The following is a 22877-nucleotide window of genomic DNA, read 5'->3' on the forward strand; positions in this document are numbered from 1 at the left end:
ATCAGCCCAGCTTTGACCGGGCCGGCTTCAATCGACTCAGCCCAGCGCTGCGCCGATACGGTCGGCCAGCTCGCCGACCTCCGCTGTCGTCATCACGAACGACGGCGACACCTGCAGCGCGCCCTGGCCTGCGGCGCGAGTGCTCACGCCGTGCTTACGCAGGGCACCGACCGCTGCGGGCGCCTGCGCCGGATCGGCGAGCTGGCCGACCGTATCGGCGCAGCGCTGGGCTGAGTCGATTGAAGCCGGCCCGGTCAAAGCTGGGCTGATTGAAGCTTGGTCGGTCAGCCCTGGGCCGTCGGCAAGACCTCGATCGACGCGGCGTTGACGGCGGCCGGAAGCGACACTGACCAGGCGACCGCCTCCGCGATCGCGGACGCGGGGATCGGCGGGTTCTGTACGGCGAACCCGGCCAGGAACTCCTTGGAGCCCGGGTAGGTCATGTCGCGGCCCAGGTCCGACTCCGTCATCCCCGGTTCGATGGCCCGCACGCGGATACCGTTGGGGCCCAGTTCTGCTCGGAGGGTTCGTGTGAGGTGCGAGACGGCGGCCTTCGTCGCCGTGTAGGCCGCGTACGTCGGCAGCACGATGTGCGCGCCGATCGAACTGATGAGCACAAGGTCGGCGGATCGTCCGTGCGCTGCGGCCGCGCGCAGGCCCGGGATGGCGGCGCGAGCGGTGTCGAGCACGCCCATCACGTTCACATCGAGCATTCGACGCCACTCATCGCGGTCGGCGTCGTCGAACGGCGCGGCAAGCATCGCACCGGCGTTGGCGACAACGAGATCCGGTGCGCCGATGCGCTGCGTCACCTCCTCGAACGCTGCGGCGACGTCACGCGGATCACTGACATCCGTCGCGATGGCGAGGCCGTCGAACTCCTCGGCGACCGCGGTGAGCTTGTCGATCCGACGACCGAGCAACGCGACGCGCGCTCCGCGCGACGCCAGCGTCCTTGCCGTCGCGGCGCCGATACCCGTGCCCGCGCCGGTCACCACCGCGATACGGGCGTCGAGAGTTGCGGTGTTCTCATTTTGTGTCCGTGCTTCTTGTGTCCGGGCTTCTTGTGTCATGGCTACAAGGATCGAGCGGCTCGGACGGCACGAACAGACCGCGTCGTGAGGGGTCCTCGCGCTACCTGGCTGCTGATCGCTGCGAGCCTAGACTTTCGCTATGACCGCACTCGGTGAGTTCCTGCGCGCCCGCCGCGAGCGCGTCGACCCTGCGACGCTCGGTCTGCGGACGGTCGGCCCACGGCGTACGCCAGGCCTGCGTCGTGAGGAGGTGGCCAGTCTCGCCGGGATCAGCGTCGAATATCTTGTCCGGCTGGAGCGCGGACGCGATCGTAATCCGTCGGCTGCGGTGGTCGCGTCGCTGGCTGATGTGCTCGGCCTCGACGATGCCGAGCGTGAGCACCTCGCCGCACTCGCCGATGTGCGCATCGACGTCGACTTCGCCGATCACGAGGTGGTCGAGCCGATCAGAGACCTGATGGCTCAGTGGCATCAGCCGGCGATAGTGATGAATCGGTTCATGGACCTCCTCGCGATCAACGACGCCGGCGCGGCTCTGCACGGGGCGATCGGGATCGAGCCGGGAGACAACATGTTGCGCAAGCTCTTTCTGGACCCGCACGCGCCGTCGATCTATCCCGACTACGAGCAGGTGGCCGCCGAAACCGTCGCCAATCTGCGGTCGCTGACCGGAGCAGATATCGATCATCCGCGTCTGCGCGACCTCGTGGGCGAACTCTCGCTGCACAGCCCGCTTTTCGCCGAGATCTGGGCCCGCAACGAGGTCCAGGTGAAGTCCAGCGGTGCAAAGCGAATGTTGCTCGCCGACGTCGGCGTCGTCGAATTACGTTGGGACACCCTCGAAGTCGCCGGTGCGCGGGGTCAGAGGGTCGTCGTCTACCAGCCCGTCGAGGGCACTGGCAGCGCCGAGAAGCTCGCCCGACTCGACGCCGCCGCCAGGATCGGTGTGGTCGGTAGCTGATCCGAACAGCACACTGCCCCGGCCTCTGGTGAGACCGGGGCAGTGCAGTGGGTGATAGATCAGGCGTTCGCCAGCACCTCGGTGGTGGTAATGGCCTGCGCCACACCGGTAACCGTTGCGGCGACCTTGACGGCCTCCCAGACCTGTTCCTTGGTCAGGCCGGCGTCACGGACGACCTTCGCGTGTGCTGCGGTGCAGTCGTGGCAACCGTTGATGGTCGACACTGCGAGGCTCCACAGCTCGAAGTCGGTCTTGTCGACGCCGGGGTTGCCGATGATGTTCATCCGCAGACCCATGCGCACCTGCCCGTAGTCGTCGCCGAGAAAACTCTTGGCGCGGTAGGCGACATTGTTCATGCCCATGATCGACGCCGCGCCGAGCGCCGCGTTGTAGGCCTCGGCCGACAGGTTGTCCGCCGCTTCCTCGGACACCTCGGCCAGGACCTTCGCGTTGCGCGATGCCGCAGCCGACGCGAGGAAGGTGCCCCAGAGCTGCTGCTCCGAGAGTTCTGTCGAACGCGCCAGCGAACTCAGATTGAGCTTGAGGTCCTTGGCGTACTCGGGGAGGGCTTCCTTGAGATTGTCGATGCTCATGCCGATTCCTCTCAGACGCTTGCGGTGAGGAGCTCGCCGGCGTCGATGGTCGGATCGCCCTTCTTCCAGTTGCAGGCACACAGTTCGTCGGACTGCAGTGCGTCGAGAACACGCAGCACCTCGTCGACGTTGCGGCCGACGGAACCGGCGGTCACCGAGACGAACTGGATCTCGTTGTTGGGGTCGATGATGAACGTCGCGCGATCGGCGACACCGTCGGCGTTGAGAACGCCTGCGGCGGTGGCGAGCTCACGCTTGAGGTCGCTCAGCATCGGGAAGGGGAGGGTCTTGAGATCCTCGTGCTGCGCGCGCCACTGGAAGTGGACGAACTCGTTGTCGACGGACGCACCGAGAACCTGGGCGTCGCGATCGGCGAACTCGTCGTTCAGCTTTCCGAAGGCGGCAATCTCGGTCGGGCACACGAACGTGAAGTCCTTGGGCCAGAAGAAGACAATGCGCCACTTGCCGGGGTGATCGTCGCTCGACACCTGGGTGAAGTAGTCATCGGGCTGCTGGGCGTCCACCTTGCTCAGGTCGCCTCCGATGACTGCCGTCAGGTTGTAGGCGGGGAACTGGTCTCCGATGGTCAGAAGAGCCATGTGTGTTGTCGCTCCTTCGTGTCGATTGCGTTCGTGGGTGGCGCGCGAACTCACGTTCTGCAGTTGCCTCTCAATTCTGCCGAAAAGCCACCAAAAGCGAAACGTGATGATTAGCACTAGACTGATAGGCATGAGTGATAAAAGTTATCAGCCGTCCGTCGCGGGTCTACGGGCGTTCGTCGCACTCGCTCGCAAGCGTCATTTCGGTGCTGCGGCAACAGAACTCGGCGTCAGCCAGCCGTCGCTGTCACAAGCACTCGCAGGCCTCGAGGCCGGATTGGGCAAGCAACTCATCGAACGTACAACGCGGCGTGTCTTCGTGACGCCGGAGGGCGAGATGCTCCTGCCCAAGGCGATCGCGGTGACCGACGCCGTCGACGAATTCCTCTCTGCGTCCGCGGGTTCCGACGATCCGCTTGCCGGTACTCTGCGACTCGGCCTGATCCCGACGGTCGCGCCGTACGTTCTGCCGACCGTGCTGCGCGGGCTTGCGGCCCAATTGCCTTCTCTCGCTTTGCGGGTCGTCGAGGACCAGACGGCACGACTGGTGGCGCAGTTACGCGAAGGGTCGCTCGACGCCGCATGTCTCGCGCTACCCGCCGACGTACCCGGCCTTGCCGAGATACCGATGTACGCCGAGGATTTCGTGCTGGCGCTGCCGTCCGATCATCCGCTGGCCGGACGCAAGCGCGTCGACCCGAGTTCGCTCGCCGACCTTCCGCTCCTGCTGCTCGACGAGGGGCACTGCCTACGCGACCAGGCGCTCGAGGTCTGCCGACTCGCGGGCGTGCGCGCCGACATCGGGCACACCAGAGCGGCGTCGTTGGCGACTGCGGTCCAGTGCGTCGAAGGTGGTCTGGGCGTCACGCTGATCCCGGGTACCGCTGTTGCCGCCGAAACCGCGGGCGGCGACCTCGCGACCGCGACATTCACGACGCCGCGGCCCGGGCGTCGAATCGGGCTGGTCTACCGCGAGTCGTCGGGTAGGGGTGAGTCGTATCGGCGCCTGGCGTCCATCATCGCTGGTCTTGTCGAACAGACGGGCGCGGTGCGCGTGGAGAAAACGGCTGCCGTGTGAGAGCGATTCGATCAGAGTTCCGCGGCGAGCGCATCGGCGGCGGCGGTGCGGGCCAACTCTTCCCACTCGTCGAGGAGGCTGGAGTCGACGTCGCGGACCATGTCGCCGACGCGTTCGGTGAGTTCGACGATCTCGTCGGTCAGCACCGTGGTCGGAACACCCTGGCGCAACACGCGATAACAGTCGGATAGGTACCGCAGTACCACTCCTTCGCTGCGGGCGAGACCGTAGGCAGAGATCAGTTCGGTGAACGTCATCGCTCGCTCGAGCATGAGTCGGAGAACCGACTTCGGCGACGGCGGAAACCCCGCAATCCACGGGTGGGTCCGTCGGTAGACGCCGAAGGCGTAGTCGATCTCCTCTGCGAGCGGTTGCGGCCAGGTGATCTCCTCGAGGCGCGCCATGCGCTCCTCGTACTCGACGCCGTCGGCTTTCATCTCGGCGATCGCAGCGTCGCGCGCTTCCTTGCGCTGTGCCATCAGCACCGGACGGGGATCGTCGAGAGTGGATTCGAGAATCGAGACGACGTCGAGCGCATAGGTCGACGAATCCGGATCGAGTAGCTCGAATGCGGCGAGCGCGAACGCCGACAGTGGGTTGGTGAGCGCGAAGTTCTCGGGCATGTCGACGCTCAGCGCGACGTATCGGCCTTCGTCGTCGGGTTCGGGTAGTTGCACGACGATGCCCGCGTCGCGCAGGTCACGGTAGAGACGAATGGTGTGGCGGATCTGTCCCAGTTGTCGATTGCGGGGAAGATGGTTGTCCTCCAACAGATGTCGCGTTGCCGCGAAGCAATCTCCCGGCCTGCCGAGGACTTCGAGCAACATCGCGGTCGTCATGCGGAAGTGCGAGCGCAACGGCTCATCTGGTGCATCGACGAGTTGCAGGAACGTTTTCTCGCCCCAGGAGACGAACCCCTCGGGTGGCTTCTTGCGCACCAGCTTTCGCAGTTTCTTCGGGTCGTCGCCCGCCTTGGCGACTGCGCGGGCGTTCTCGACGTCGTGCTCGGGTGCCTGCGCGACGACGTAGCCGATGGTGTCGAAGCCCGCGCGCCCGGCGCGCCCGGCGATCTGGTGGAACTCGCGGGCGCGCAGACGGCGTACGCGCGTGCCGTCGTATTTGCTCAGACCGGCGAACAGAACGGTACGGATGGGCACGTTGATGCCGACCCCGAGGGTGTCGGTACCCGCGATGACCTTGAGAAGTCCTTGCTGTGCAAGGCGTTCGACGAGCCGTCGGTAGCGCGGCAGCATGCCTGCGTGGTGGACCCCGATGCCCGCGCGGAGCAGCTTCGACAGGGTGGAGCCGAATCCGGTGGAGAAGCGGAAGTCGCCGATGGCCTCGGCGATCTGAGCCTTCTCCTCCTTGGTGGTGATACGTGCGGACAAGAGGGCCTGCGCACGCTCGACCGCTGCTGCCTGCGTGAAGTGCACGACGTAGATCGGTGCGCGACCCGCGTCGATGAGTCCCTCGATCGTCTCGTGGATGGGTGTCATCGCATACGTGTATTCGAGGGGGACCGGTCGATGGGTTCCGGTGACCGCGGTGGTGGTGCGGCCGGTGCGTCGCGACAGGTCGTCGACGAAGAAGCTGATGTCGCCGAGCGTCGCCGACATCAGGAGGAACTGCGTGTGCGGAAGCTCGATCAGTGGGACTTCCCACGCCCATCCGCGATCGGATTCGCCGTAGAAGTGGAACTCGTCGGAGACGAGCACGCCGATATCGCTGTTCGGACCGTCGCGAAGTGCGAGGTTCGCGACGATCTCGGCGGTCGCGCAGATGATCGGAGCATTGGAGTTGACCGACGCGTCGCCGGTCATCAGGCCGACCTGGTCGGCCCCGAACTGCGCGCACAGATCGAAGAACTTCTCGCTGACCAGTGCCTTGATCGGCGCGGTGTAGAACGCGCGCTGACCCCGACATCGGGCGAAGTAGATGGCGCCGGATGCCACGAGCGACTTGCCCGAACCGGTCGGTGTGGCCAGGATGACGTTGTTACCCGAGATCAACTCGAGCAGCGACTCCTCCTGATGCGGATACAGGTCGATGCCGCGCTCGGCCCACCATCCGGTGAACGTGTCGAATGCGGCGTCGTCGTCGGCGACGGGGGTCAGCGTCGTCGCTGACCCGGAAATGGACTCGTCGATCAGTTCGGCGATGACGAACCGCCGTTGCCGTCCCCATCGTGGAGGTCTCCGGTGCCGTCCGGATCGACGTCGCCACGCGATTGCTCCGCCAGGAACCGCTCGAGTTCGGCGCCGAGCTCGTCGCCGCTGGGCAGCGGTTCGTCGGCGGCGAGCAGAGATGCGCGCTGCGTCTGTGCCTCGGTGAAGCTGTCGTACTGCGCCTCGAGCGCCGCGACGACGGATTCGATCTCACCGTTGCCCGACACCTCGGCGTCGACCTGCTCGCGGACCGCGGCTGCTGCGGATTCGAGTGCGCCGGTGGGCAATTCGAGTCCGGTAAGTCCCGACACCGCCTCGAGCAGACGCGCTGACGCTGCCGGGTAATCGGTCTGGGAGAGGTAGTGCGGCACGTGTACCGACAGTCCCGAGGTACGTCGTCCGCCCTGGCCCAGGCGCAGCTCCAAGAGCATCGACGCACTCGCGGGAAGCTTCATCTGCGAACCCCACGTGGGCAGATCGCCCAACGATTCGGGCTCGTTGCCGTGCGCGGTCAACGACGATGGCCGGGTGTGCGGAACGGCCATCGGGATGGCGTTGAGACCGATCACGTCGGTCACCCGGAAATGGTCGGCGAGGCGTCGAATGGCCTCGGTGAACTGTTCCCACCGCAGGTCCGGCTCCGAGCCGGAGAGCAGCAGGAACGGCTTACCGGCATTGTCGCGGATCGCGTGCAGCGTCAGGGTGGGCATCTCCACGTCGGTGAAGGTCTCGCCGCTGAAGGTGATCGTCGGTCGGCGCGAGCGATAGTCCATCAGCTCGTCGTTGTCGAAGGTCGCCACCACCTCGGACTCGAGCGAGTCGCGAAGGTTCTGCGCGGCGAGTGCCACGGCATGTCCCGCGTCGGCGAAGCCGTCGAGTGCGTGAATAAGTACGGGGCCGGTCCCCGTGGCGTCGGAGACCTGGGGAGCGGGGAAGGCGAGCTCGAAGAGCTGACGGCCCTCGTCCGGATTGGAATCCATGTCGTCCCTCCTCTTGAAGATCGGCACGTGCCTGTCCTACCTGTTCGTCGAATTGTCCCGCATCCACACCACTCGTGACCAATCGGTGTCGCTCGTCGAGCGTCCGCGTGGCGCATCTGTGTTGTTCTTGCAGCGGATCCTTGTGTGTTAGCGGATCTTTGTGTGTTCAACAACCGCGCCCACCTCTCGATTCCCCGAGATGATCTGGGGACCGCCGGAGTGTCGTGACCGGTGCCTCGGCCTTGCGGTGGCACAGTCGAAGTTCGTGGGTGTACGCAGTGTCGGTCTGGTGATGGGGTTGGCCGCGGCTTTTCTCGTGGCGTCGTGTTCGGTCGATGGTGATGCGACGCAGAACACCTCCGATCTCTCCTCGCGGTCGGTGACCGCAGCCGATTTCCCAGTGCCGGGTGCGACCCGCGTTCCGCAGAACTCGGTCGCATATGCCATCGGTGACCTCATCGGCCGACCAGCCAACTCGCCCTACGATCCACCCGAGTGTCAGCCCGCGGCGGTTGGCTCCGATGGAGCCGTCGTCTATCTGGGAATCGTCGAAGCCGACCGTGCGTCCTTCACCTCCGCCGTCGTCGGAGTCGATGACGCGTTGAGCGCGGTGGTCGATCAGGCGCGTGCGTGTCCTCGAGCGACCACCGGCAACGAGACGACGGCGACGAGCAAGGTGCAGACAAGGGTGTCCGACGCTCCCGCACACCCTGCGGGTGTCGACACCGCAGCCGTCCTGCGGACGGTCGAGACCGGTGGCGACCAGGCGCCGCTCCTGACGCGCACGATGACCTATATCGGACAGCGGGGCACAGTGCGCGTGTATTGCCAGTACCGATGGCCATCAGCTGGTGACATCAGCACCGAGGCCAGTGGTCAGCTCGGTGCCCTCTTCGAGAAGGCGCTGCGGGCGGCATTCGGTTCGTGAATCTGTGCATCCGTCCGAGGATGTGCACAAGGTGGGTCATCGGGGCAGTTGGCGGGTTCTGTCGTCCGCAGACGAACCCAAGATGTTCGACATGTCACTTCGAAAAGAATCGCCGCACGGGCCCATCCGGACCGTCTCTGCGCTGCTCACCGCCATCCCTGGCTTCTTCGGCTTCATTCCGGAGCGCTCACTCATTCTCCTGGCGCTGGCACCGGACGCGCGCACGGTCCAGGCGTCCGTACGGCTGGATCTCGACCTTGCCGCTGACGACACCCCTGCGCGGCCGATGCTCAACGAGATCGACAATCTGGCGCGAATACTGCGGGGCTACGGCAGTGCCGACCTCATCGCGGTGATCGGTGACGACCGCTTCGACCTCGATTCCCGGACGTATGAGGAGATTCTGTCGATAGTGGATCGGCGGATGCGACGGTGCGGCGGTATCGGTCGCGGCTACGTGTGCGGTCGCTTCGCGGAGGGCGAGCACTGGATGCAGATCTGGGAGCACAGCGCTGCACTCACGTCGCGGTCGTCGCTGCAACGCGGAGTGCTCACGGATCCGCGGACCTCGCCGACCGCTGTGTCCGATGCAGTTCATTCGGGGCGGTTGCTCCTGGCAAGCCGCGCGGAGATCGCATCGATGCTCGCCCCGGCGCCTCATTGCGACGACGGCTCCTGCCACGCAGGGGCTGGCGGAGGCAGCTTCGACGACGAGCCACCACACGAACTCATGGCAGCGATCTACGAGGCGGTCGTGATGGAGCCCGACCGCTTCTCGTGCGAGCGGGTTGCCGAACTCGAACGCGCGATCTGCGACGTTCAGGTTCGCGATGCCGCGCTGGGCTTCGCGGTCACCGATCTTCGTGCAGGCGCCGAGGTGTTGTGGCGTGAACTGACCCGACGGTTGACGGGTACCGGACGAGCCAGCGCCGCGACGCTCCTCGCGCATCTGCACTACATCGCAGGTGAGGGGAGCTTTGCGGGCGTGGCGCTCGACGTCGCGCGCGAGGCCGACCGCACGTGGAAACTCGCACAGCTCCTCGACCACTCGCTGCGCAACGGGCTACGCCCGGACAACCTCTGGCACCTCATCGGTGACTCGTACGACGCGGCAGCACAACTCGGCGTAACGCTCCCCGGCGCCACTCTGCGTAATGCGAGTTGACCGGTGGCGCCGGATTGCGGTGTCGCTCAGACCTTTTCGACGAACAGCGAGTGGGCCATCTCGGGAGACAGGGTCAGTCCGGCGTGACCGGGAGTACTGATCTCCACCTTCTGCGGGGTGCAGGTCACTGTCACGCGTGCGTTCGGGACGACTCCCGCGTCGCGCAGCGCAGCGATCAGCTCGGTATCGGACTGGGCGTGCTCGGAGAGTCGGCGGACGATCACCGCGACCGCCTCACCCTGCGGGAGATCGGACAGGCGAGCGGCCTCTCCCGTGGACGTCGGCGTCTCGACGCCGAGTTCTGCCAGGCCGGGAATCGGATTGCCGTATGGCGAGGTCGTCGGGTTGTCGAGCACGGCGAGGAGCCGGCGCTCGACGTTCTCGCTCATGACATGCTCCCAGCGGCACGCTTCCTCGTGGACCTGGTCCCAGGGCATGCCGATGACATCGACGAGCAGCCGCTCGGCGAGACGGTGCTTGCGCATGACGGCGACCGCGAGGGCACGACCCTTGTCGGTCAGTTCGAGGTGGCGGTCGCCCGCGACGCGCAACAATCCGTCACGTTCCATACGCGCGACCGTCTGAGACACGGTCGGTCCGCTCTGCTCGAGTCGTTCGGCGATGCGTGCGCGCAGTGGGACGATTCCCTCTTCTTCGAGGTCGTAGATCGTCCGGAGGTACATCTCGGTGGTATCAACCAGATCGTTCACTTGAGCCAGTCCCTTCCGTCTTTACAAGAGTACCTTGACCTGCTTCCGAGACTGCCTCGTCACATGCCGAACGCGTCCGGCCCGCGCGGTGAGGCACTAGCCTTGGTTGTGTGCGTAGTGCGTGGAGACATCGATGAGCGCGGCAGTGATCTGGAGCGAGGAGTTCCTCTCGTATCGCTGGGCACACACCCACCCGATGAATCCCGTGCGCTTGGCGCTGACGATGACCCTCGCACAGAGCCTCGGAGTGCTCGACGACGTCGACGTCTCCGAACCGCTCGCTATCGGCGACGATGCTCTGACCGTCGTCCACAGTCGGGACTACATCGACGCGGTGCGTGCCGTCGGATCGGGAACGGCGTCGTTGTCGGGCCCGCTTCTCGAGCGTCTGTTCGGACTCGGCGACTCCGACAATCCCGTGTTCGACGGAATGCACGAGGCGGCGCGGCTGCTGGTCGGTGGAACGCTGGCGGCAGCGCAGGCGGTCGGTTCCGGAGCGGTGCGTCGGGCGGTCAACATCGGTGGCGGAATGCACCACGCCATGCGGTCGCGTGCAGCGGGATTCTGCATCTACAACGATTGCGCCGTCGCGATCCACTGGCTGCTCGAGAACGGTTTCGACCGCATCGCCTACATCGACATCGACGCACACCACGGTGATGGCGTGCAGGTGGCGTTCGCATCCGACCCGCGCGTGATGACGGTGTCGCTGCACCAGCATCCCGCGACACTGTGGCCGGGAACCGGCTGGCCGACCGAGGTCGGTGAGGATGCCGCCGAGGGTTCCGCGGTCAACATCGCGCTGATGCCCGACACTCAGGATCGGTTGTGGCTGCGCGCATTCCACGCTGTCGTTCCGTCGTTGATCGCCGAGTTCAAGCCGCAGATCATCATCAGCCAGTGCGGCGCCGACAGTCATCGCGCCGATCCGTTGACCGATCTCTCATTGACCGTCGACGGGCAGCGCGCGGCAATGATCGCGATGCGTGACCTAGCCGAGAAGTATTGCGACGGCAGGTGGATAGCTGTCGGTGGAGGCGGCTACGGCGTGGTGAATGTCGTGCCGCGCAGTTGGTCGCATCTGCTCGGCGTTGTGCTCGATCGTGACGTCGACGTGTCGACACCGATCAACGAATCATGGTGTGCCACAGCAGAACAAATCGCCACGCAGGTGCACTCGGAGTACTCGCAGGCGCCCGTGCATGTCATGGGCGACGGCGGCGACGTCGACTTCGTCGAGTGGGATGGCGACACGGGCCAACAACCGCCGCCCGGCATCGACGAGAGCGCCCAACGACAAACAGATCGCGCCATCATGGCCACTCGCCGTGCGGTGTATCCGCTACACGGACTCGACCCGGAGGACCCCCGTGACTGATTCCCCCGTGACTGATTCGACCGCAACTGATTCAACCGGGACTGATACCCCAGCGACTGATACTCCAGCGACCGATTCAGCCGTACAGGCCGGTCACCGGGATGATCACGCAGAGGGCGAGCGCCCGCGCGGTCCGTGGGACTACCCCCGACACTGGATCGCCGACGTCCTCGCGTCCGACGGCGGTGTGGTGCATCTGCGTCCGATCGTTCCCGACGATGCCGACCGCGTCGTCCGATTCCACTCGGGCTTGTCAGAACGCACCAGGTACATGCGCTACTTCGGTCCGACGCCGACTCTTCCGCCGCGTGAGGTCGCACGCATGACCACGGTCGACCACCACAACCGGGTTGCGATCGTCGCGGTGCTCGGTGGGGAGATCATCGCGATCGGCATCTACGAGGGACTCGCCGCCGATGGCAAGCCCGAATCCGCAGAGGTCGCCTTCGTCGTCGCCGACGAACACCAGGGCCGGGGACTCGGACCCATTCTCCTCGAACATCTCGCCGGTGCAGCTGCCGAGAACGGATTCACCCGCTTCGAGGCCGAGGTGCTCAGCGAGAATCCCAACATGGTCGCCGTCTTCCGCGACGCCGGCTACCAGATCTCGCGCGCATTCGACGGCTCGACGGTGCACGTCGAGTTCACGATCGATCCCACCGAGGCGATGCTCTCCGTGCGCAACGACCGTGAGCGCGCCTCCGAGGCGCGCAGCGTCGCCAACCTGCTGCGGCCGGCGTCCGTCGCCGTGATCGGTGCGTCGACCGATCCCAAAAAGGTGGGAAACGCACTGCTGGCCAACATCATTGCGGCCGGATTCACCGGACCGGTGTTCCCGGTGAATGGTCCCGACCGTGACGGTGAGCCCGACGATGAGCAGGGCGAATCGGCCCACGACGCGGCGCGCGCCGGGGCCACGCGCACACCACAGCGACGTCATCGCGGCCCGGCGCGTGCGCCCCGCGTGCGACCGCCATCGGTGAGGGGAATCCGCGCGTACCCGACGGTGCGCGACATCCCCGACCCGGTCGATCTCGCCGTGGTCGCGGTGCCCGCGGCGAGCGTCGACGAGGTGCTCGACGACTGCATGGTCAAGGGCGTGCGTGCGCTGGTGATCGTGTCGTCCGGCTTCGGGGAGAGCGGTGAGGCGGGTCTGGAGAGCGAACATCGCCTCGTTCAGCAGGTCCGCGAGCACGGCATGCGCCTGGTCGGGCCCAATGCCCTCGGCGTCGCGAACAACGACCCGTCGATCGCGCTGAATGCCACTCTCGCGCCGCGTATCCCGCCGCTGGGCCGCGTCGGATTCTTCTGTCAGTCCGGTGCGCTCGGCATCGCGATCCTCGACACGGCCGCCCATCGACAGATCGGACTGTCGACATTCGTCTCGGCGGGCAACCGCGCCGACGTCTCGGGCAATGACCTGCTGCAGTACTGGGATTCCGATACCGCCACCGACGTCGTGCTGCTGTACCTGGAGAGCTTCGGTAACCCGCGGAAGTTCTCGCGCATCGCCCGCAGGGTGTCGCGGTCGAAGCCGATCGTCGCGGTGAAGTCCGGTAAGGGGGCGATGAGCCCGGTGCGTGCCGCACGGACCGCTGCGGCGAGCCTCGACGATCGCATCGCGCAGATGATGCTCGAGCAAGCAGGCGTCATCCAGGTCGACACCATTCCCGAATTGTTCGACTGCGCATCGCTTTTCGCGTACCAACCCCTACCTCGCGGCCCCCGGACCCGCATCATCGGCAACTCGTCGGTGCTCGGCAGCCTCGCCGCTGATACCGCGCGCTCGGGTGGTCTGGAAGTGGAGTCGACCATAGACCTCGGCGCAGGAGCCTCGGAGGACGATTTCGAGGGCGCCGTCGCGCAGGCGATGGCCGATCCGGGGGTCGACAGCGTGATCGTCGTCTTCGTGCCACCCGTCGCCGTCGACCTCGGCTGGCATGCCCGCGCACTGATCGCAGGCGCGAACACACCGGACGCCGATGCCGACAAACCGATCGTGACCACCTTCCTCGCCGTCGAGGGCATCCCGCCGGGCCTGATGAAGCCCGGGCCGTCGGGGTTACCTGCCCGCGGCTCGATTCCGTCGTATTCGTCTCCTGAACGGGCAGCGGCCGCGCTGGCACGCGCGTGGCAGTACGCGCGTTGGTGCGCGCGACCGGAAGTCCCCGTCGAAAGGCCCGACGGTATCGACCCCGAGGCGGCGCGGACATGGGTGCGCGAAGCGATGTGCGGACCTTCTGACGATGAGTCGGATGAGTCAGGTGGCTCCACGGCCGCAGGCGCCGATGAGGTGACGGTACTCGGCGACGTCGACTCGGCACGCCTGCTGGAGTGGTACGGCGTCCGGGTGGTTCCCTTCCGCGAGGTCTCGACGATGCACGAGGCGTCGGCCGCGGCGCGTGACCTGGGATTTCCCGTGGCCGTCAAAGCAACGTCGCCGTCGTGGCGCGGCCGACTCGACCGTGAAGGCGCACGACTCGACCTTCCCGACGCCACCGCCGTGGTGACCGCGTTCGCCGAGATCTCGGAGCTGACCGGTGACAAGGTGCTCCACGTGCAGAAGATGGCGCCCAAGGGCGTCGGCACCATGGTGCGCATGCGCGACGACCCGTCGTTCGGGCCACTGATCTCGTTCGGCTTGTCGGGCAGGACGTTCGAGCTACTCGGCGACGACGGGTATCGCGCGATCCCGATCACCGCCCTCGACGCCGACGAACTGATCGACGAGCCACGATCGGCCCCGCTTCTCTACGGCTATCGGGGAGAGGCCCCTGTCGATCGGGAAGCTCTGGTCGACCTGCTCATCCGCATCTCGACGATGGCCGACGACATCCCGGAGATCCGCGAGATCTTCGTCGACCCCGTGCTGTGTTCGCCGGAGGGCGCAGCAATCCTCAACGCCCGCATACGAATCGGCCCGGTGCCCACCAAGGCGGATACCGGACCGAGACGATTGAGCTGATTGGACGATTGAGTTAGCGGTGGCGAGTCAGCTCGCGTAGGCGCGCAGACGCTCGGCGCGCTCGCCCTGGCGGAGCTTGCCCATCACCTCACGCTCGATCTGACGGACGCGTTCGCGCGAGAGCCCGAACATGCGGCCGATCTGGTCGAGTGTGCGTGGCTGTCCGTCGTCGAGGCCGTAGCGCATACGGATCACCTGCTGCTCACGCTCGTCGAGCGTGGCAAGCACCGCGCGGACGTCGGTGTGCATGAGTCCGGCGATGACGGCGCTCTCCGCGGAGGTCGCCTCCGCGTCTTCGATGAAGTCGCCGAGCGGTGCCTCCTCGTCGCTGCCCACCGGCATGTCGAGGCTCACCGGGTCGCGGCTGTGGTCGAGCAGATCTGCGATCTTCTCCGCCGGGATGCCCGATTCGTTGGCGAGCTCGTCGTCGGTGGCCTCGCGGCCGAGTTGCTGGTGCAGCTCACGCTTGATGCGGGCCAGCTTGTTGACCTGCTCGACGAGATGGACAGGCAGACGGATGGTGCGGCTCTGGTCTGCCATGCCTCGCGTGATGGCCTGACGGATCCACCAGGTCGCGTACGTTGAGAACTTGAAGCCCTTGGCGTAGTCGAACTTCTCCATCGCGCGGATCAGGCCGAGATTGCCCTCCTGGATGAGGTCGAGGAGTGGCATTCCGCGGCCGGTGTAGCGCTTGGCCAGCGAGACGACGAGGCGGAGGTTGGCCTCGAGTAGGTGAGCTCGTGCGACCTCGCCCTCACGAACGACGATCGTGAGATCACGCTTCTTGGCAGCGGACAGCCGCTTGCGGGTCGCCAGAACGTGCTTGGCGTAGAGGCCGGCTTCGATCTGCTTGGCGAGCTCGACCTCCTGCTCTGCGTTGAGCAGCGCCGTGCGGCCGATGCCGTTGAGGTAGACACGGACCAGATCTGCCGCAGGTGACTGTGCGTCGAGATCTTGTTCCGTCATCGCCGGGCGTGAGGGGGTGGTGTCGCCAGAAGCGACGGTGGATGTGGAGCGTGTGACGGTGGAGCGTGACATCTGGCCTCCTAATCGAGTGCGTTCATAGGGTGCAACGACATGCACTCCGTGAAAGTTCCCCGGGGGCTGATTCGGTCTACTGGCTCCTGAGCTGCATGAACGCTCGATCTGGTACGAGAGAGCGACTGAGAATCGGCTGAGATCTGGTCCAGCTGACGCGACTGGGTCCACTCAAACCGGGTGTCGATGCCGTCAGTTTCGATGTCGGTCGTCGGCGACGGTGGAGTCGATGACGTTCGACTCGCCGCCGAGAGCCTGTGGGCCGACGACGTGGTGGTCGGGGCCGTATTTGTAGTGGGCTACCTCTCCGCGCTTGCGAGGCGGTCGATCGTTGGCGATCAGGACGGCGACCCAGGGGAGCGGGATCGACAGTGCGACGATGCCGAGCGCCCACCAGCCCGATCCGGTCATGCTGTAGACGATGCCCGCGATGATCAGCGCGGGAACACGAAACGACATCAGCGTCAGATATTTGCGTACGCGCGCCCTGTGCTGCTCGTCGAGGGATTCCTGCGCGTCGGTGATGAGGAAGGCCTCGGGCGACACATGATCGCGGCGTGGCCCCTCAGTACCCACCATGACTGCGCTTCGTTCCGTCGAATCCCATGTCTCCACTGTTCCACTTTCGGTTCCTGATTGCACCGACGGGGCAACCGTCGTGTGACGCGCTCGGGCGTGTCTCAGGCCGCGCTGGTGGCCCTGGTCGTCGGGCGTCGTGGGTCACCGTGTCGGAATCGGGCAGTGAGGAGCACAATAGAGCGCATGGCTACCGAAACTATCGAGCGTCCCGACCTCGACGAATGGTCGGACACCAAGACCGACGAGCGGCCCGACGCCGACGCGACGGATCGGGGAGACGACGACAAACCCAAGTTCTTCCACTACGTCAAGAAAAACAAGATCGCCGAGAGCGCGGTCATGGGCAATCACGTGGTGGCGCTGTGCGGCGAGACGTTCCCGGTGACGCGCTCGGCCAAGCCGGGATCGCCCGTCTGCCCCAAGTGCAAGAAGATCTACAACCGGATGCGCAAAGAGTGACGTTTCCTGCCGCAGCCACCGCCGCCCGCTAACGACGTTTGCCGGGCGGCGGTTGCCGTTGAGGTGACGACCGGTCCCGGGGAGTCTGCATGCCATCGGTCGGGGTGTCATACGCGTGGACGTCCGTGTCGGCCTCGGAGCCCGAGTCGCGCGTAGCGTCGTCGGGCTGCTGAGGGGACTTGCGGATCGGCCCGGTGGCCAGTCGCTCGGGAATCGACTTGATGTGGCCGGTGATGTCGGAGGTCTGCTCGTGTACCCAGTGTCGGACGTGCGCGGTGGCAGGGGGTTTGGCCGGCCACAGTGATTGCACCGCGGCATTGAACTCGGCGCCGATCACGATCGCGAAGCCGAGGAAGAACGTGAACAGCAAAAAGGCGATCGGCGTCGCCAGTGCGCCGTAGGTGTATCCGGCGCGTGTGATCGCGGCGAGGTAGATACGCAGCACGTAGCTGGCGATCCAGAAGAAGATCCCGGCGACCACCGCGCCGCCGACGAGCCGATGCCAGGGCAGCGGATTCGGCAGCGCCAGGTGATAGAGCGTCGTGAGGACCCCGAGGAGCAGCAGCGCGACGAACGGGAAGTATCCGTAGTCGATCAGCGCGCTCACACCTCGGTCCCACGAGTCGGGCACGATCTCGTGCAGGTAGTTCGGGCCGAGTGCAACCAGTGGCAGCAGGAACACCGACACGAGCAGGAAGCACACGTACAGCAGGAGCGCGAAGATTCGCTGCCACACCGGATTGCGTACCTCGTGCTGGTCGTGCGCCCGAACGATCGACGCGACGAAACACGACACGGCCGACGACCCGGCCCACAGCGACAGGATGAAGCCGATCGAAATCACTCCGACCCGTCCGCGACCGAGGACGTTGTCGACGGTCGGGGTGATGAGATCGTTGACGACGCTCGTCGAGAACGTGCGTTCCGCGAAGCTGATGATCCGCGACGAGATCACTTCGACGGTGTCGGGACCGAACCACCCGGCGACGTAGCCGACGCTGCCGAGGAGCCCGAGAAGCAGCGGAGGCAGCGACAACGCCTGCCAGAACGCGGCCTGTGCGGCCCAGCCGACGATTCCGTCGTCCCATGCCTTCTTGATCGTGCGCCAGACAACCCGATGGATGTTCGGCAGCACAGGCGGCCCGGGGGCAGACGGCTGGTGCGCCTGCGGATCGTCGGTTCCTTCCGACGCGGCGTCGTCGGTGTCACGCGTCGGCGGAGAGCCACGCGGGGCCGCAGCGGCATCGAGGGCAGGAGAGTCGAGGGCAGGAGTGTCGAGTGTTGGGGAATCGAGCGGCCGCCCGTCGTTTCCCATCGGAAGGTCCATCGACACGGGTGCCGGCCGGCGCGGAGGTCTGCGCGCGCGTTCTCCGAGAGCCGGCGACGGGGTGGCGTCGTCGGTCATCGGAACAGGGTTGCGGCGTGTCGTGGCTATGGGTCCAGCATCCCTGATCGGCGCAGGTTGCGTGCGACACACCCCTTGCCGCGTGTCACAGACCCCATTGCGGCGCTCGCGTCGATCACCCGTGTCTGGCGAAAGCGGCGTCGGCGCGAGCCGCTAAGATCGAGAAGTCCCCTCGGATGAGTGAATGTGTTCCGGCACGGTCCATCTGGCCGAGGGGTTGTTTCTTGCCTTCGCGCCGTCGGGAGCTTTGATTACGTGACTTCTGCCCAATCGCCCGCAACGCCCGCCGGTCCGCCGCTACGCGCCTGGCAGCGACGAGCGCTCACGAAGTACCTCGCGACCAGGCCGACAGACTTTCTCGCGGTCGCAACGCCGGGTGCGGGAAAGACGACGTTCGGACTTCGGGTCGCGCGGGAACTGCTCGACGATCGCACGATCGAACAGGTCACCGTTGTCACCCCGACCGAACATCTCAAGCATCAGTGGGCGCAGGCCGCCGCGCGCGTCGGCATCGCTCTGGACTCCCGGTTCCGCAACTCCGACGGTCAAACCAGCTCCGACTACAACGGTGTCGCCCTGACCTACGCGCAGGTGGCCGCGCACCCGTCCCGGCACCGGGTGCGCACCGAGAATCGTCGAACCCTCGTGATCCTCGACGAGATCCATCACGGTGGCGACGCGAAATCGTGGGGCGACGCGATCCGTGAGGCGTTTTCCGACGCCGTGCGAAGGTTGTCCCTGACAGGAACGCCGTTCCGCTCCGACGACTCACCCATCCCGTTCGTCACGTACGAGCCGGAAGAGGGTGGCGTGCTGCGATCGCGTGCCGACCACACCTACGGCTACGCCGACGCACTCTCCGACGGCGTCGTGCGGCCTGTCGTGTTCCTCGCGTACTCGGGGCAGGCGAGTTGGCGTACGTCGGCGGGGGAGGAGTACACCGCCCGACTGGGAGAGCCACTGTCCGCCGAGCAGACGGCGCGAGCCTGGCGAACCGCGCTCGACGCGCACGGTGACTGGATTCCGTCCGTGCTCCAGGCCGCACACACACGACTCGGCCAGTTGCGTGCGGCAGGCGTTCCCGACGCAGGCGGCCTGGTCATCGCCACCGATCAGACCGTTGCCCGCGACTATGCCGAACTCCTCGAGTCGATCACCGGCCGCAAACCGGTCCTCGTCCTCTCCGACGACCCGAAGTCGACGTCGCGCATCTCGCAGTTCGCCGAATCCGACGACGAATGGATGATCGCGGTCCGCATGGTGTCCGAGGGCGTCGACGTTCCGCGCCTGGCGGTCGGCGTGTACGCGACAAGTGCGTCGACGCCGCTGTTCTTTGCGCAGGCAATCGGGCGTTTCGTGCGCTCGAGACGCCCGGGCGAGACCGCGAGCGTGTTCTTGCCCTCAGTCCCGGTGCTATTGAACCTGGCGAGCCAGATGGAAGCAGAGCGCGACCACGTGCTCGGCAAACCTCATCGCGACAGCGACGGCCTCGACGACGCGCTGCTGATCGATGCCAACAAGCAGAAGGACGAGGCGGGCGAGGAGGAAAAGAGCTTCCAATCGCTGCATGCCGACGCCGAGCTCGACCAGGTGATCTTCGACGGTTCATCGTTCGGTACCGCGACGTTTGCGGGCAGCGACGAGGAATCGGACTACCTGGGACTTCCAGGGCTGCTCGACGCCGACCAGGTGCGCGCACTGCTGCGCAAGAAGCAGGCCGACCAGGTTGCGCAGCGATCGGCGGTGACGCGGATCGTTCCGGCGGCAGACAAGGTGCCGACACAGCAGGCGACGGGCGAGAACCTCCACGCGCTACGAAAAGAACTCAACGGGCTGGTCGCGATGCACCACCATCGCACCGGTAAGCCGCACGGCATGGTCCACAACGAACTACGCAGCAAACTCGGCGGCCCGCCGACGGCGATGGCCACAGCCGACCAACTCCGCGAGCGCATCAAGGCGCTGCGCGCGTGGCGGTGACGCGAGCGCACAAGATCTGAATAGCAGAACGCCCCGGCCACATACGAGTGGTCGGGGCGTTCGCTACGTGTATCGGTCTCTAGACCAGCTCTCCCGCAGACTCTTCGACGGTGGCACTGAGCTCGACGAGTCGGGCCTCGTGCTCGTTGAAGTGGTGGCGGCAGAAGAGAAGCTCGCCGCCCTTGGGCAGGACGGCACGAACCTTTGCGGCTGCGCCACAGCGATCACAGCGATCGGCAGCGGTGAGCGGTATGGAGATCGGGGTTGTGGTGGCGATGTCAGACATTTTCCTCCGTCCCGGTCCGGCGCCGGTGTGGTCGCCTTCCCTTCAGAGCCAACGCATCCGGACGATGCGTCAACCTCACTGTGTCAGACGTTTCGGGGCCTCGTATTGTTCCGCCGGTTTCCCGGGTGTGTCGTCACTCACCGTTTACATCGGTTCGCCGAGGTGCAACACAACTACACGATCCCGTTACGCGAGAGGCGATCTGGCTCACATTTCGATGGTGGTGAGACCTCTGGTGGCTATGGTGCTGCAGTGACGTCACCAACCGACGGACGGACCGTCGAACACCTCATTCATCTGATGTCGAATGCGGACTGGGACGCAGTCCGACACGAATCGGAGCTGCGGCCGTCGTCGCTCGCCGACGTCGGGTTCATCCACCTCTCGACTCCGCAGCAGGTGCACCTGCCGGCCAACCGGTTCTACTCCGGTGAGCACGACCTGCTTGCGTTGCACGTCGAGCCGACACGACTCGACGCCGAGATCCGCTGGGAACCCGGCGTCGCCGGCGATCCGGAATCGATGCTGTTCCCGCACCTCTACGGCCCGCTACCGCTGAGCGCGGTGGTCGACGTCACGAGCTACCCGCAGCAAGCGGACGGCACGTTCGCGCCGTTCGACGAATCAGGTACCTGAACCGCGGCCGTATCGACGGTCAGTCGAGGTAGTCGCGCAGAACCTGCGAGCGGCTCGGGTGCCGAAGCTTCGACATGGTCTTCGACTCGATCTGACGGATGCGCTCACGCGTCACGCCGTAGACCTGGCCGATCTCGTCGAGTGTGCGCGGCTGACCGTCGGTGAGTCCGAAGCGGAGTCGGACGACGCCGGCTTCGCGCTCGGACAGCGTCTCGAGCACCGACTGCAGCTGATCCTGGAGCAGCGTGAAGCTGACCGCGTCGACCGCAACCACGGCCTCTGAGTCCTCGATGAAGTCGCCGAGCTGGCTGTCGCCCTCGTCGCCGATCGTCTGGTCCAGCGAGATGGGCTCACGCGCGTACTGCTGGATCTCCAGCACCTTATCGGGCGTGATGTCCATTTCCTTCGCGAGCTCTTCGGGAGTCGGCTCACGGCCGAGGTCCTGGAGCAGCTCACGCTGGATGCGGCCGAGCTTGTTGATGACCTCGACCATGTGCACCGGGATACGGATGGTGCGGGCCTGATCGGCCATCGCGCGGGTGATCGCCTGACGGATCCACCAGGTGGCATACGTCGAGAACTTGTAACCCTTGGTGTAGTCGAACTTCTCGACAGCGCGGATCAGGCCGAGGTTGCCCTCCTGGATCAGGTCCAGGAACGCCATGCCGCGGCCGGTGTAGCGCTTGGCGAGGGAGACGACGAGACGCAGGTTGGCCTCGAGAAGGTGGTTCTTGGCGCGGTTGCCGTCGCGGGAGATCCAGTTCAGGTCGCGCTTCTGTGCGGTCGAGATCTTCTCGCCGGATTCCATGATCCGACGCAGACGCTCGGTGGCGTACAGGCCTGCTTCGATGCGCTTGGCGAGTTCGACTTCCTCTTCTGCGTTGAGGAGGGCGACCTTGCCGATCTGCTTGAGGTAGGCACGAACCGAGTCGGCGGACGCGGTGAGCTCTGCGTCTTTGCGGGCCTGACGAAGAGCCTCTGACTCTTCCTCGTCCCAGACGAAGTCTCCTGCGGTCTTCGCGTCGGCGTCCTTCGACGCCTTGTCGGCGGGCGGCGCGACCGGGGGAGTGGCTCCGGCGGTCGTCTTCGCGGGAGTCTCGGACTCCTCTTCGGCGTCGTCGTCGGCCGTATCTTCGGCTTCCTCGTCGTCGACCTCGAGATCGTCGTCGTCGATCTCGACGTCTTCGTCGAGTTCCGCGTCGGGGCCGTCGATGTCGTCGATCGAGCCGCCGTCGAGTTCTTCTGCTTCGTTGGCTTCTTCTGCCCCGTCGGCAGGACTCGCGGCCTTCTTGGCCGCCTTCTTCGGAGCGGCTTTCTTGGCCGCCTTCTTGGCGGGGGCCTTGCGAGCTGTGGCCTTCTTGGCCGCCTTCTTGGCGGTCTTCTTTGCCGTTGGCTTATCTGCAGCCGGGGCCGACGTCGTCGTCGAATCCTCGGCTTCGGCGTCGCTCTGGCGGGTCTGGGTGGCTGCCACGTACAACCTTTCCGAACACAATCTGACACGCTGATTCACAGCGGAGAACCGCTGCGGATCGGGCTGGTTTCTCGGTGCATCGTCACCGGTGGAAGCCATTGTAACGACAACATCACCCCGAATGGTCCAAGAAGGTCAGCAAGGTCCTCGATGAGTACGAGGCACTGTTCTGGCCGTCGTTGTTCATCGCGGGCGGCGGCATCAGCTGCAAGGCCGACAAGTGGATTCCGTACCTCACGAACGAGACCAAAGTGGTTCCGGCGACCCTGCAGAACACGGCCGGAATCGTGGGAGCCGCGATGGCCGTCGATCAGGGTCTCAAGCCCTGATCCCGTCGACGTCGCAGCGATCTCGTAGCGCCCGCCCGCGGGGGCCCCCCCGGGGGGTCCCCCGCGGGCGGACCGCGTTTGGGCCAACGGCGGGCCCCCGGGGTTTTCGCCTTCGGGGGTTGTGTTGGGTTAGAATCG

General features: G+C 65.8%; 20 protein-coding genes and 2 pseudogenes. 10 read left to right on the forward strand and 12 right to left on the reverse strand.

Annotated features, from left to right (window positions below; all coding sequences use genetic code 11):
• Positions 1-36: 36 nt before the first annotated feature.
• Both A5766_RS20470 and A5766_RS20475 read right to left on the reverse strand, forming a co-directional pair.
• Positions 37-288: pseudogene (locus tag A5766_RS20470) on the reverse strand (aspartate aminotransferase family protein); the annotation flags it as partial.
• Positions 285-1073, reverse strand: coding sequence for an SDR family oxidoreductase (locus A5766_RS20475; RefSeq protein WP_005204593.1), 789 nt, complete (start codon positions 1071-1073; stop codon positions 285-287). The pseudogene A5766_RS20470 and the gene A5766_RS20475, both read right to left, overlap by 4 nt.
• Positions 1074-1173: 100 nt before the next feature.
• Between A5766_RS20475 and A5766_RS20480 the strand changes: the two genes are divergently transcribed.
• On the forward strand, positions 1174-1995 hold the full coding sequence (locus A5766_RS20480; RefSeq protein WP_064906179.1) for a helix-turn-helix transcriptional regulator: 822 nt from the start codon (positions 1174-1176) through the stop codon (positions 1993-1995).
• Positions 1996-2054: 59 nt separating this feature from the next.
• Here A5766_RS20480 and A5766_RS20485 read toward each other — a convergent pair whose 3' ends face one another.
• On the reverse strand, positions 2055-2588 hold the full coding sequence (locus A5766_RS20485; protein ID WP_005204597.1) for a carboxymuconolactone decarboxylase family protein: 534 nt from the start codon (positions 2586-2588) through the stop codon (positions 2055-2057).
• 11 nt (positions 2589-2599) lie between these two features.
• On the reverse strand, positions 2600-3187 hold the full coding sequence (locus A5766_RS20490) for a peroxiredoxin (RefSeq protein WP_005204599.1): 588 nt from the start codon (positions 3185-3187) through the stop codon (positions 2600-2602).
• A gap of 130 nt (positions 3188-3317) precedes the next feature.
• Here A5766_RS20490 and A5766_RS20495 point away from each other — a divergent pair, with 130 nt between their 5' ends.
• On the forward strand, positions 3318-4265 hold the full coding sequence (locus tag A5766_RS20495) for a hydrogen peroxide-inducible genes activator (RefSeq protein ID WP_064906181.1): 948 nt from the start codon (positions 3318-3320) through the stop codon (positions 4263-4265).
• A gap of 11 nt (positions 4266-4276) precedes the next feature.
• Here the strand turns inward: A5766_RS20495 and A5766_RS20500 are convergent, their stop codons facing one another.
• Positions 4277-6400 (reverse strand): DEAD/DEAH box helicase, encoded by a 2124-nt coding sequence (locus A5766_RS20500; protein ID WP_082965589.1) that lies wholly within the window; start codon positions 6398-6400, stop codon positions 4277-4279.
• Between the two features lie 11 nt (positions 6401-6411).
• Entirely contained in the window at positions 6412-7410 is a 999-nt protein-coding gene (locus tag A5766_RS20505) for a PAC2 family protein (RefSeq protein WP_064863001.1), read from the reverse strand.
• 265 nt (positions 7411-7675) lie between these two features.
• On the opposite strand from A5766_RS20505, the gene A5766_RS20510 reads away from it, so the two are divergent.
• Complete coding sequence (locus A5766_RS20510) at positions 7676-8338, forward strand: hypothetical protein (RefSeq protein ID WP_231894750.1); 663 nt, start codon at positions 7676-7678, stop codon at positions 8336-8338.
• Between the two features lie 82 nt (positions 8339-8420).
• A complete protein-coding gene (locus A5766_RS20515; RefSeq protein WP_141630764.1) occupies positions 8421-9503 on the forward strand; it encodes a DUF4192 domain-containing protein in 1083 nt (360 codons plus the stop codon).
• A 26-nt stretch (positions 9504-9529) separates the two neighbouring features.
• Here A5766_RS20515 and A5766_RS20520 read toward each other — a convergent pair whose 3' ends face one another.
• Positions 9530-10213, reverse strand: coding sequence for a metal-dependent transcriptional regulator (locus tag A5766_RS20520; protein WP_005201868.1), 684 nt, complete (start codon positions 10211-10213; stop codon positions 9530-9532).
• A gap of 133 nt (positions 10214-10346) precedes the next feature.
• On the opposite strand from A5766_RS20520, the gene A5766_RS20525 reads away from it, so the two are divergent.
• A complete protein-coding gene (locus A5766_RS20525) occupies positions 10347-11591 on the forward strand; it encodes an acetoin utilization protein AcuC (RefSeq protein WP_005201869.1) in 1245 nt (414 codons plus the stop codon).
• 157 nt (positions 11592-11748) lie between these two features.
• The gene (locus A5766_RS20530) at positions 11749-14556 is read left to right on the forward strand and encodes a bifunctional acetate--CoA ligase family protein/GNAT family N-acetyltransferase (RefSeq protein ID WP_231894753.1); all 2808 of its coding nucleotides are present in this window, start codon (positions 11749-11751) and stop codon (positions 14554-14556) included.
• 27 nt (positions 14557-14583) lie between these two features.
• Here A5766_RS20530 and A5766_RS20535 read toward each other — a convergent pair whose 3' ends face one another.
• Together A5766_RS20535 and A5766_RS20540 are read right to left on the reverse strand one after the other, a co-directional pair.
• Entirely contained in the window at positions 14584-15594 is a 1011-nt protein-coding gene (locus tag A5766_RS20535; protein ID WP_005201872.1) for a sigma-70 family RNA polymerase sigma factor, read from the reverse strand.
• Positions 15595-15786: 192 nt separating this feature from the next.
• The gene (locus A5766_RS20540; protein WP_005201873.1) at positions 15787-16173 is read right to left on the reverse strand and encodes a DUF3099 domain-containing protein; all 387 of its coding nucleotides are present in this window, start codon (positions 16171-16173) and stop codon (positions 15787-15789) included.
• Between the two features lie 183 nt (positions 16174-16356).
• Between A5766_RS20540 and A5766_RS20545 the strand changes: the two genes are divergently transcribed.
• A complete protein-coding gene (locus A5766_RS20545; protein WP_005201874.1) occupies positions 16357-16632 on the forward strand; it encodes a DUF3039 domain-containing protein in 276 nt (91 codons plus the stop codon).
• Between the two features lie 28 nt (positions 16633-16660).
• Here the strand turns inward: A5766_RS20545 and A5766_RS20550 are convergent, their stop codons facing one another.
• Positions 16661-17947: a YihY/virulence factor BrkB family protein gene (locus A5766_RS20550; protein ID WP_005201875.1), complete on the reverse strand. Its 1287-nt coding sequence runs from the start codon at positions 17945-17947 to the stop codon at positions 16661-16663.
• Between the two features lie 345 nt (positions 17948-18292).
• Between A5766_RS20550 and A5766_RS20555 the strand changes: the two genes are divergently transcribed.
• Positions 18293-20017 carry a DEAD/DEAH box helicase gene (locus tag A5766_RS20555; RefSeq protein WP_005201876.1) on the forward strand — a complete coding sequence of 575 codons (1725 nt, stop codon included), beginning with the start codon at positions 18293-18295 and terminating at the stop codon, positions 20015-20017.
• Between the two features lie 79 nt (positions 20018-20096).
• Here the strand turns inward: A5766_RS20555 and A5766_RS20560 are convergent, their stop codons facing one another.
• On the reverse strand, positions 20097-20303 hold the full coding sequence (locus A5766_RS20560) for a DUF7455 domain-containing protein (RefSeq protein ID WP_005173003.1): 207 nt from the start codon (positions 20301-20303) through the stop codon (positions 20097-20099).
• A gap of 300 nt (positions 20304-20603) precedes the next feature.
• Between A5766_RS20560 and A5766_RS20565 the strand changes: the two genes are divergently transcribed.
• Positions 20604-20939, forward strand: coding sequence for a DUF952 domain-containing protein (locus tag A5766_RS20565; protein ID WP_005201877.1), 336 nt, complete (start codon positions 20604-20606; stop codon positions 20937-20939).
• 19 nt (positions 20940-20958) lie between these two features.
• Here the strand turns inward: A5766_RS20565 and A5766_RS20570 are convergent, their stop codons facing one another.
• Positions 20959-22410 (reverse strand): RNA polymerase sigma factor, encoded by a 1452-nt coding sequence (locus tag A5766_RS20570; RefSeq protein ID WP_005201878.1) that lies wholly within the window; start codon positions 22408-22410, stop codon positions 20959-20961.
• A 122-nt stretch (positions 22411-22532) separates the two neighbouring features.
• Between A5766_RS20570 and A5766_RS24100 the strand changes: the two are divergent.
• Positions 22533-22739 (forward strand): annotated as a pseudogene (locus tag A5766_RS24100) (polyphosphate--glucose phosphotransferase); the annotation flags it as partial.
• Positions 22740-22877 lie beyond the last annotated feature (138 nt).

It is taken from the genome of Gordonia sp. 852002-51296_SCH5728562-b (assembly GCF_001665475.1).
GTDB lineage: Bacteria > Actinomycetota > Actinomycetes > Mycobacteriales > Mycobacteriaceae > Gordonia > Gordonia sputi.